Annotated in this window: 9 protein-coding genes; 3 read left to right on the forward strand and 6 right to left on the reverse strand. The window is 30.3% G+C overall.

Features of this window, described 5'->3' with window-relative positions:
- The 6 genes from ACRC28_RS19150 to ACRC28_RS19175 form a co-directional block, all read right to left on the reverse strand.
- On the reverse strand, positions 1 to 2,030 hold a 2,030-nt coding region (locus tag ACRC28_RS19150), incomplete at its 3' end, for an immunoglobulin-like domain-containing protein (RefSeq protein WP_438545055.1).
- A 135-nt stretch (positions 2,031 to 2,165) separates the two neighbouring features.
- The gene (locus ACRC28_RS19155; protein WP_438545056.1) at positions 2,166 to 2,738 is read right to left on the reverse strand and encodes a sugar O-acetyltransferase; all 573 of its coding nucleotides are present in this window, start codon (positions 2,736 to 2,738) and stop codon (positions 2,166 to 2,168) included.
- A 61-nt stretch (positions 2,739 to 2,799) separates the two neighbouring features.
- Positions 2,800 to 3,558, reverse strand: a complete 759-nt coding sequence (locus ACRC28_RS19160; RefSeq protein WP_438545057.1) for a Cof-type HAD-IIB family hydrolase — start codon at positions 3,556 to 3,558, stop codon at positions 2,800 to 2,802.
- 192 nt (positions 3,559 to 3,750) lie between these two features.
- Positions 3,751 to 4,233: a GNAT family N-acetyltransferase gene (locus ACRC28_RS19165; protein ID WP_438545058.1), complete on the reverse strand. Its 483-nt coding sequence runs from the start codon at positions 4,231 to 4,233 to the stop codon at positions 3,751 to 3,753.
- A gap of 102 nt (positions 4,234 to 4,335) precedes the next feature.
- Positions 4,336 to 5,625 (reverse strand): hypothetical protein, encoded by a 1,290-nt coding sequence (locus tag ACRC28_RS19170; protein ID WP_438545059.1) that lies wholly within the window; start codon positions 5,623 to 5,625, stop codon positions 4,336 to 4,338.
- A 144-nt stretch (positions 5,626 to 5,769) separates the two neighbouring features.
- Entirely contained in the window at positions 5,770 to 8,223 is a 2,454-nt protein-coding gene (locus ACRC28_RS19175; protein WP_438545060.1) for a hypothetical protein, read from the reverse strand.
- Between the two features lie 464 nt (positions 8,224 to 8,687).
- On the opposite strand from ACRC28_RS19175, the gene ACRC28_RS19180 reads away from it, so the two are divergent.
- The 3 genes from ACRC28_RS19180 to ACRC28_RS19190 all read left to right on the forward strand — a co-directional run.
- Positions 8,688 to 9,665 (forward strand): mannose/fructose/sorbose PTS transporter subunit IIA, encoded by a 978-nt coding sequence (locus tag ACRC28_RS19180; RefSeq protein ID WP_438545061.1) that lies wholly within the window; start codon positions 8,688 to 8,690, stop codon positions 9,663 to 9,665.
- Positions 9,666 to 9,693: 28 nt separating this feature from the next.
- Positions 9,694 to 10,506: a PTS mannose/fructose/sorbose transporter subunit IIC gene (locus ACRC28_RS19185; RefSeq protein WP_438545062.1), complete on the forward strand. Its 813-nt coding sequence runs from the start codon at positions 9,694 to 9,696 to the stop codon at positions 10,504 to 10,506.
- Between the two features lie 18 nt (positions 10,507 to 10,524).
- A partial coding sequence (locus ACRC28_RS19190; protein WP_438545063.1) for a PTS system mannose/fructose/sorbose family transporter subunit IID occupies positions 10,525 to 10,705 on the forward strand: 181 nt, incomplete at its 3' end.

A 10,705-nucleotide genomic window follows, 5' to 3' on the forward strand; every position in this document is an offset into this window, starting at 1 on the left:
TTATTTGTAATTGTAACCTTATAGTTTGCACCACTTCCCCAGTCGCTTGTTACTTCAAATTTAAAGTCAAAGTCTGAAACTATTGCATCACTCTTAACTGTTATATTTCTTTCTTTTGAAGTTTTAGCTCCCTTGCTATCTGTAACTTCATAAACTAATTTATAAGTTCCAACTTTTCCTGTGTTTACTTCTCCCGTAACTTTAATTTTATTTGTTATATCTCCATCTTCTTTATCAGTTGCAGTTATCCCGTCTAAAGGATTAAATTTATCTCCAATCTTTATAGTTTTATCTGTAATTCCATTTAATACAGGCTTTTCATTAACTTCTGGAGTTACTCCTCCACCTGATATAGGCATTCCATTTACTTTTATATTAGTAGGCTTTTCTGTTTTTATTCCACCTTCACATGAACCACCTATCTCTATAACTTCGCCCTCTTTCCATAATCCGCCCCAATCTGGATTAGTAAATTCATAGCTATTTCCATTTGCTTTAAATCCACCACTCCATGCAGATTCTAGCTTTTTATCAAAGTCTAGTTCAAGCTTCCAACCTTCTATATCAGCTCCTGAATTATTTTTTATTGTCATTTTATAATTTGCACCGCTACCCCAGTCACTAGTTATCTTAAAATCAAAATCAAAGTCTTGTATTTCACTTGAAATAACTTTTACATTTCTTTCTTTTGTAGTCGTAGCTCCATCATTATCTGTTACTTCATAAACTAATTTGTAATCTCCAACTTTAGATGTGTCAACTTCACCCGTAACTTTAATTTTACTTGTTATATCCCCATCTTCCCTATCATTTGCAGTAACACCTGCTAATTTATCAAAGCTTTCACCTTGTCTTATTCTAGCATCTGTAACTCCACTTAATACAGGCTTTTGATTTACTCCTGGATTTGTTCCTATACTTCCAAAATTCTTAAATATATTTGCAAATTCAAATCTTTTATTTATCCCTGGATTATTATCTAACTTTGCATCTCTATTTATTGACCAACATGAAGTCATTCCAATTTTCTTTTCTATTGCATGATCTACAACTAGTTGTGTCCAATCTGTTGTAAAGGTTGGATGTGCCGAACCTTCAAATCCTATTGATGGAGTTGTCCCAAGTTTTAAATAAGCTTCTTCAGTAGTAATATCTTTATTTGCAAACTTCTTATAGTAATCCTTTACTTGAACCATTGTACTATCTACAGCTCTAAGTGATGCTGTTCCATAGTTTTCACCTGGTTTAAGTGTTGAATTTCCGTAGCACATTGTCATTATATTTACACATTCTACATCAACACCTTCTGCTAAATAAACTTCTAATACATTAAGTTGAACTGATGTTAATCCATCTGGCAATACTGGAAGTGTTAAAACAACATCCACTCCTGTTTTCTCTTGAAGCTTCTTTATTGCCTTTGCATTTGCTCTATTCTTCTCCTTGTCTTGTCCACCCTCTTCGATATCTAAATCTAATCTAGTTAAACCATAACCTTCAACTATGTCTAAATAAGTATTGTAAAGAACATCAACATCTTGAGTTACTTGCCAAAATGGAACTCCATTTAATCCACCAAAGGAAATAGTAACATCTCCTCCCATGTCTCTAAGACCTTTAATTGAGTTTTTAATTCCAACATATTGGCTATCATTTTTATTATTCTCACTTAAAACACTATAGCCACCCCATCCCCAATCAACTTTTCCATTTTGTATGCCTTTCCCTGTTGATTGAATAAATCCAAGATTAAAATATTTTATTCCAGTTTCCATAGAAACCTTTGCAAGATCTATTGCACCATTACTTGAATAATCCTTATCATTTATCCAAGCAACCATATCTGCATATGGTGCATTCACCTGTTCTGGCCAAGGAATACCTTGTCCAACTCCAAACTTAGACTCTCTTCTTACATTTTGAGTCACTACTTCATTTGACTCCCTTTTTTCAGCACTAGCAATTGTTGGTACAACACTCGTTACGGTTGTTGCTAATATAACCAATGCTATTATTTTTTTCATTTTCATTCAAAATCCCCCTTACAATTTTAATTTCCAATTTATGGTATTCCATGTTTGTAAAGGATTTCCTTTTTTATTTTCAAATTTTTTCTTTATTAAATAAAAAAAAAGCTAGAGATAAAAATTACTAACTTTATCTCTTTAAAAAAGCTTGTCTTCTTCTCTTATTTCCCTTATTGCCTTACATGGATTTCCTGCTGCTACTTTATTTGATGGAATATCTTTCGTTACTACACTTCCTCCACCTATAACTACATTGTCTCCTATTTTAACTCCAGGTAAAACTGTAACATTTCCTCCAAACCATACATTATCTCCAATTGTAATCTCTTTAGCAAATTCAAGTCCTGAATTTCTTTCTTCACTTACTAAAGGATGTCCCGCTGTATAAAATCCACAGTTTGGTCCAATAAACACATTATCTCCAAATGTAATTTTTGCACAATCTAAAATAACACAATTATGATTTATATAAAAATTTTCTCCAATACTTATGTTGTATCCATAATCACACCAAAAACTCGGCTCTATATGAAAATTCTCTTTAGTTTTTCCTAAGATTTCTTTCATTATATTTTTTCTTCTTTTCTTATTACTTGGACTTGTATTGTTATACTCAAAACAAAGTTCCTTAGCTCTCTCTCTATCTTCTACTAATTCCTTATTTCCTGCATCATATAAAAGTTCCCCTATCATTTTCTCTTTTTCAGTCATTCTCTCACCTCTCCTGTTTCCATTTAAATAAAATTAGAGGAAGTAACCCCCCTCTAATTTTTTATGCTAATATATATTCTTCTATACATTCTGATACTGATTTTACTATATGATTTGCATTTTCCTTTAAGCTCTCTTCAACTTCATGGAATGTAAAGGAGTTTTTAGTCATTTTAAACATTGTTACATCATTCCACGAGTCTCCTATTGTATAAATATTATCTTTTTCTATTGAAAGTTCTTTTGCTACATGCATAACACCATTTCCTTTAGAACATCCCTTTGGTACAACATCTATATAATTTGAATTTCTATAAGCTACAACTTCATCATAGCTTGAATTTATCATTTCTTTTATTTCATCTATCTCTACAATTTTTCTGTTTGGAATATAAATCGAAATTAAACTTATTTCATCATTAACATCTTCTATTCCATTAACTATTTTTTGTTCTGGATAAGGCAAGTTTCCACCTTTTCCAAGTACATATGTTGTATATCCTGTTTCTACTGATACATTCATATCTTCTTTTATATATTTATCTAAAATTTCTTCAACTGTTTTTCTTTCTATCTTTTTATGAAGCACAGTTTTTTTATCTTTATCTAGAATTAATGCTCCATTTAAAAGAACATAATAGTCTATTCCTATATTAAATTCCTCTTCTAATATATCAACTCCATTTAAAGGTCTTCCTGTTGATACTATAAATACTTGTCCACTTTCATTTAATTTCTTTACACTCTCCATATTTTCCTTTGGCATTTTGTTTTCAAATACAAGTGTCCCATCTAAATCTGATGCTAATAGTTTTTTCATTTTCCATTCCTCCTCTTGTTTAACTCTTACTCTTTCATCCTGTTTCTTATAATCCAAATAACTATAATTAAATAAAATTTACCTATTTTCATAATATCATCATTTAAATACAATTTATAGTAAAAAAGCTATTTAGTATTTTACTAAATAACCTTTTTAACTTTATTGTTATCTTAATTTTTTTACACTCTTCTAAATAATTCTTTCCATTTGTATTACAGATATCTTATTCTCTCCAAGTATTAAAGCATCTTTTAAAACTCTTCTTATTTCAAATTTTAACTCTATATACAAGGCTACTGCTCTTTCATTGTCTTTTCTTACATCTATTTCTAATCTTTCATATCCATATTTCTTTGAATCCTCTATGACTTCATTCATAAGTTTCTTTCCAAATCCCTTTCCTCTGAATTCTTTTACAATTCCAATTCCTACATATCCAATTTTTTTGCATATTGGTCTTGCATCTGCAAAACCTATCACTTCATCATTTTTCAATAATAAAAAACTTGGAAAACCACTTCGTATAGTTTCCATCATAAATTCATATGTTTCATCATAGGGATGAGCCCTTGTCGATGCAAAATATTTTCCTTCCCTTGCAATACTATCAAATGCATACCAATAGGAATTTATATTATTTTCTTTTGGTCTTACTATCTTTATTTCTTCCATTTCTCTCCTTCTTTCTTATTCCTTTTTATATTTATATTCATTCAGTCATTTATTTTTGAATATAAAAAGAGATTTTTCTACTCCTAGAAAAATCTCCTAACATTATAATTTCAAAATTTTAATTTTAACCTTCCCTTTATCATCCTTTGATACTATAACTGCTCTCTCCTTGTATATTCTCGTTATTGAATTCTTTTCCTCTACTATATCTTTTATTTTTGCATCTATCTTCCCATTTTCTAAATATCCTATTATTTTCTTATTAGACTCTTTTGAATTTTCATAAAAAGTTATATATCCATCTTTCATATCCATATTTTCCATTACTTCATATCTACTATCATAAACTAAATTGAAATTCTTTTCTTTTAAATTAAAACTCATTAAAGAATCTAAAGGAAGTGCATTTCTAAAATAAACATTTTCTCCTTCAATTCCTATTAAATTAAATTCTATAGCTGATTCATTTCTTTTATCATTCTTATACTCTTCTATTATTTTTATAGTTTTGTTATTTTCCTTAACTTTATATATATCCCCTTTTCTTTCTAAAAGATATATTTCGCCATCATATAAGAATCCACCTTTTATACTAGCATTTTCATTTTTATTCTTTTTAATATAAATTTTATCCTTTTCTCTATCTCCTAACACATAAGTAATTTCCATATTCTTATTAAATAACTCTAAAAAGTAATATCTTCCTTCTGAATTTAAAATTTCTATTTCATTTACTTCATAAAATCTTTCTTTCTTATTTACCTCTTTTTTTATTTTTTCAATATCTATATTATATTTATCTTTATACTCATATAAATCACTTTTGCCTTCATTTTGTTTATTATAACTTAAAAACTCCTCTGACTTTTTCTTTTCTTTCTTTATAGCTTTTAGACTTCCATCTTCTAAAACCTTAGCTTTAATTAAATAATAATCTACTTTTTCCCTTTTATCAGTATCTCCATTTAATAAAGATTCTTCCTCTATTTTTATATTTGGCTCTAAGCTATTTAAAGCACCATATACTTCTCCACCTATAGTTAAACTTTTTCCTATAACTTCTCCATCTAACTCTAAATACTTTTCATCTTTTAATTTCATATTTTTTGTTTTGTTAAATACAAAGACTTGAATATAAACATCCTCTTTTTCTAAAGTCATCCCATCATATAAAAAGTTATTTTCAATATCTATTTCTTTAATTAAAGCTTCCTTTTCACTAATAGCCTTATCTTTATTTAAATTTTTAAATTCCTTAACCTTAAGCTCAATTGGTCCTTTTCCTTCAACTGTTCTTGTTTCATCTTTAAGCAATTTATAATTTCCAACAATTCCAATTATAGCTCCAACTGAAATGCCTAATATTCCCCACTTAATTAAAAATCTCTTCATAAATACCCTCCCACATAATTTTTCAAATAAATTTTAACCTTCCTCTACATCTTCTTTTTTATTATGATAACATTCAACAACCTTTTTATGCAATATTTGGAAAAGAAAAGTCACCTTAATTTTAAAATTAGATGACTTTTCTTTTTAATTTATTTTCACTTCAAATTCTACAGTTCGCACTTCATTTATGCCTATATTTCCTAATACTATCCCACTCATAGGACTTTCTCCTGTTACTATTCCATCTACCGTTACAGATCCATTAATAAACGTAGTTCCATTTGGAATAGTATCATAAAACACAACATTTTTTGCCACTACAGTTCCTTTATTAGGAATTATTATTTTGTATCTTAAGATATCTCCAGGCATAGCATACACTTTATCTACACTTTTACTTAATCCATTTAAATCTACAGCATTAATATTAAAATTCACTACATTACTATCTTGAATAGCACTTTCTGTTATAGTTGTTCCAAATACATAGTTGTAATAAACCCTTGCTGTATTCTCAATAGGATTCCGATTAGGTATAGAATTTATGCTCACCTTAAATGATATTGTTGTTACACCACCACTTACTACATTTCCTATATTAGCTCCTGGTAGAACTGTTGGATTTTGTGAATTAAAGATATTATTTTCTTTAAATGAACCACTTATAAAGCTTGTTTCATTTGCAATTGTATCCATAAATCTAATATTTGTAGCTACAACACTTCCTACATTAGAAATTATAAATGTGTATGTGACTTGATCGCTTAATCCATAATTAATTTGATCACTCATCTTCTGAATCTTAAGATTTGCACTAGTTATTGTTGTTGTTACTACATTTGTTCTTAAAAAATTTGGTATCGTTCCTACATTAAATTCTGTTACTGCAACATTATCAATTTTATTATTTATCGGTACTGTATTTACTAAACCTAAAAAAGTAACTGTATTTATAGTATTAATGTCTAATATACCTAGATTTGCTCCTATACTAGGGTTTTCACTGCTTAAACTTACACCATTCAATTTCATACTTCCACTTACAAAGTCTACTCCAAATGGTAAAGTATCGTAGAAAATTGTATTTGTAAATTGTTCCGTCCCATAATTTCCAATTATAACAGTATAAAGTATACTCTCTCCAAGTCTTGCATACTCTTTATCTACAGTTTTAGTTGCCGACATTAATTTATAATTTACTAAAGCAATATTTGATTCTTGACTTGCTGTAAATGCACTTCCATTAACTGTCATCCCATAATTTAATACTGAAGTATTTGGAATTGATAATGTTGGATTTATTCCTACTACTTTGGCTCTAAATGATACTGTTTTTATTCCATTTACTAATATATTGCCAAGATTTATTCCTATTGTTGGATTTGCGCTAGCATTTGAAACTCCATTTATAACAACACTTCCTGTTATAAACTGTAATTCTATTGGTAATGTATCTGTAAAAACTGCGTTATTACAATCACTAATTGAATTAGTAATCACACTTGTATATATAATTTCATCTCCTACTGTTACTACAGTTTTATCTGCATTTTTTTGTATATTAACTATAGGTTGAGCTAAATTTGAAGCATATCCACTTCCTACAACGACTAAATTATCTACAGACCCTGTAATATCCATAGCTAATCCTGTTACTGCTCTATTCAAATAATTTTTCAATGAAACTGTAGAAATATCCGTTCCTTGTCTTGCACCACTTACAGGCACAGTACTCAATGCAATATGGTTTTCTGTTCCATGTGGTCCAAATGTGTTTAGATTTCCATTCGGATAATTTATTTGGGATTGATAAAAATTATTGTAAAGATTATTAGGTCCTGTTATATATTTAGTTGGTGTCACTAAAAATGCTGTATTTCTATCTACAAATCCATCTTGAAGTGTTACATCACCGCCAAATCCCATTGCCAATAAATCTATTTCTGCTGGTGGTCCTGGATAATTTACTGTAACACCATAAGGTCCATCATTAGTAATATTAGTCCCTGTATACAGATTTACTGCTTGAACTCTACTTTTAGGTGATGCATATACTACATAAAGTCCCCACCCAGCAAATTGAGTTTTATTAGCTGTGGGTGATAGTGTACTTGGAATGGATCCAAAGGTATATACTCCATTTCCTAAGCTTTGAATTAAATTTGTTACATCACTTGAAAATATATATGCACTTGCAGTTTCTCCACTTTGCGACATATCCTGATTAGGCACATTTATAACATCCATATTTATTTTATGTTCACTTCCATCTGGACCTATCAACATTCCAAAGTTATTTACTGTTATATTGCTTCCTGGAACTGTCCTTGTTGCACCCCATATTAGCTCTGCATATACAATTGTATTCGGTAATGGAATAGATAACTCTGCCATTGAATATGCTTTTGATGGTAAACTCGTTGTATATGGACCCCATCCCACTTCTTGTTCATTCGGAATTGTTGTCATAAATGTACCTATTGATGTATATGTTCCCGCTGCAAGACTATCTAGATCCTTTGATAGTCCTAATGTATTTCCAATAAGTTGGATTGAGCCTTGAAGAGCTAGATTTGAGTATCTATTAGTCATTGTCATAAAATATATCACCCCTATTTACTTAACTTTTATGATTTATAGTTATATTTCTTATTCAAAGAAATATAAATCCATTTAATATTTTTCAATTATTTTCCACTATATATTATGTCCTTTTTTTAAACAAGTTACTTTTAGTACACATTTTCTAAGCTTAAATATTGTGTATTTTGCATTTAATCTAGTTATTTTGTCATTTCTTATTTTTTTTCATATTCAAAATCTCCTCTTTTTTTATTCACATCTTCTAAAATCTATTTTAATATAATACGTTCCTCATTCTAGCTTGTCCATCACCCTTTTTCTCTATTTTCGGTTCGTAATATCTCTTTCAAAAGTTAATAATTTGTAACTTGTTAAACGATATCATAGGCATACCTTTGAAATAATGTTAAAATTCAAGCATATAAATTTTTTCTATTTTTATAGTTAAATTTAAAAAACTTAGTGTTGGAGGAAACGATATGGTAGGAATTATTCTTGCTAGTCATGGTGACTTTGCTAATGGTATTTTACAATCTGCGTCAATGATTTTCGGTGAACAAGAAAATGTTAAAGCAGTTACATTATTACCTAGCGAAGGACCTGATGACATCAGAAAGAAAATGGAAGATGCAATTAGCACTTTCGAAAACAAAGATGAAGTTTTATTCTTAGTTGACCTTTGGGGTGGTACTCCATTCAACCAAGCAAATACTTTATTCGAATCTCACAAAGATACATGGGCTATCGTAGCTGGTATGAATTTACCAATGGTTATTGAAGCTTATGGTTCTCGTTTTTCTATGGATACTGCACATGAAATTGCTGCAAGTATTTTATCACCTTCTAGAGAAGGTATTCAAATTAAACCTGAAGGATTAGAACCTAAAAAAGAAGAGAAACCTTCTACTTCTAATGCTACGCCTTCTAAGGCAGGTTCACCTGGATCTTTTGAATACGTTTTAGCACGTATAGATTCACGTTTACTTCATGGACAAGTGGCAACAGCTTGGACAAAAGCTGCAAAACCAACAAGAATTATAATTGTTTCAGATGAAGTAACAAAAGATGAACTTCGTAAAAACTTAATCAAAGAAGCTTCACCTCCTGGTGTAAGAGTTCACGTTATTCCTTTAGAGCAAATGATTAAAATTGCTAAGGATGATCAACATTTTGGTGGAGAGCGTGCGATGCTTCTTTTTGAAAATCCACAATATGTACTTAAAGCAGTTGAAGGTGGAGTTCCATTAAAAACTATTAATGTTGGTTCAATGGCTCACTCAGTTGGTAAAGTTCAACCAAGTAAAGTTCTTGCTTTTAACCAAAATGATATTGATACTTTCAGAAAGCTTGAAAGCTTAGGAATCGAATTTGATGTTCGTAAAGTTCCAAATGATTCAAGAGCTAACTTAAATGAAGTTATGAAAAAAGCAGAAGAAGAATTAAAGAAATTAAAGTAGGATTTATATTTAAGGAGGAAAAGGAATCATGAGTTTAAATATTATTCAAGTAATATTGGTACTTATCATAGCATTTATTTGTGGTGTTGATGGTATCTTAGATAGATTTGAAGTTTATCAACCAGTTGTTGCCTGTACTTTAATCGGATTAGTTACAGGTCAATTAATACCTTGCTTAATCTTAGGAGGTACACTTCAAATGATTGCCTTAGGATGGGCAAATATTGGAGCTGCAACAGCTCCTGATGCTGCACTTGCATCAGTTGCATCAGCAATTATTCTAGTTTTAGGTGGTCAAGGTAGAGAAGGTGTTTCTGCAGCTATCGCTATAGCAGTTCCTTTAGCAGTTGCAGGATTATTATTAACTATCATAATTCGTACAGTTGCTACAGCACTTATACATTTAATGGATAAAGCCGCTAGCAATGGTAATTTAAGAGGAGTAGAATTTTGGCATCTTATAGCTATCTTACTACAAGGTCTTCGTATTTTAGTTCCAGCTGGATTAATTCTTTTAATCGGAGCAGGTCCAATACGTGAATTGCTTACTGCAATGCCAGCTTGGCTTACAGACGGATTAGCAATAAGTGGAGGAATGGTTGTTGCTGTTGGTTATGCAATGGTAATAAACATGATGGCTACTAAAGAAGTATGGCCTTTCTTCGCAATTGGTTTCGTAATTGCAACTATTACACAACTTACTCTTTTAGGACTTGGAGCAATCGGTGTTGCTTTAGCTCTTATATACTTAACACTTAGCAAAAGTGGTGGTGGCAATGGTTCAAATGGCGGAAATTCAAATACTGGTGATCCAGTAGGCGATATCATAGATAACTACTAAGAAAGGGGATAAGAAACTATGGAAAATACGCAAAAAGATGATTCAAGAATCAGATTATCGAAAAAAGACCGTGTTATGGTTTGGATTCGTTCATGGCTCCTACAAGGTTCATGGAACTATGAAAGAATGCAAAATGGTGGTTGGGCATATTCATTAATGCCTGTTATAAAAAAGTTATATAAAACAAAAGAGGATCGTG

This window comes from Clostridium sp. (genome assembly GCF_051650885.1).
In the GTDB taxonomy this organism is placed as follows: domain Bacteria; phylum Bacillota; class Clostridia; order Clostridiales; family Clostridiaceae; genus Clostridium.

Bases quoted from the DNA above. Each gene is read 5' to 3' on its own strand.
- ACRC28_RS19155 (WP_438545056.1), bottom strand. From the start codon at position 2,738: ATGACTGAAAAAGAGAAAATGATAGGGGAACTTTTATATGATGCAGGA.
- ACRC28_RS19160 (WP_438545057.1), bottom strand. From the start codon at position 3,558: ATGAAAAAACTATTAGCATCAGATTTAGATGGGACACTTGTATTTGAA.
- ACRC28_RS19165 (WP_438545058.1), bottom strand. From the start codon at position 4,233: ATGGAAGAAATAAAGATAGTAAGACCAAAAGAAAATAATATAAATTCC.
- ACRC28_RS19170 (WP_438545059.1), bottom strand. From the start codon at position 5,625: ATGAAGAGATTTTTAATTAAGTGGGGAATATTAGGCATTTCAGTTGGA.
- ACRC28_RS19175 (WP_438545060.1), bottom strand. From the start codon at position 8,223: ATGACAATGACTAATAGATACTCAAATCTAGCTCTTCAAGGCTCAATC.
- ACRC28_RS19180 (WP_438545061.1), top strand. From the start codon at position 8,688: ATGGTAGGAATTATTCTTGCTAGTCATGGTGACTTTGCTAATGGTATT.
- ACRC28_RS19185 (WP_438545062.1), top strand. From the start codon at position 9,694: ATGAGTTTAAATATTATTCAAGTAATATTGGTACTTATCATAGCATTT.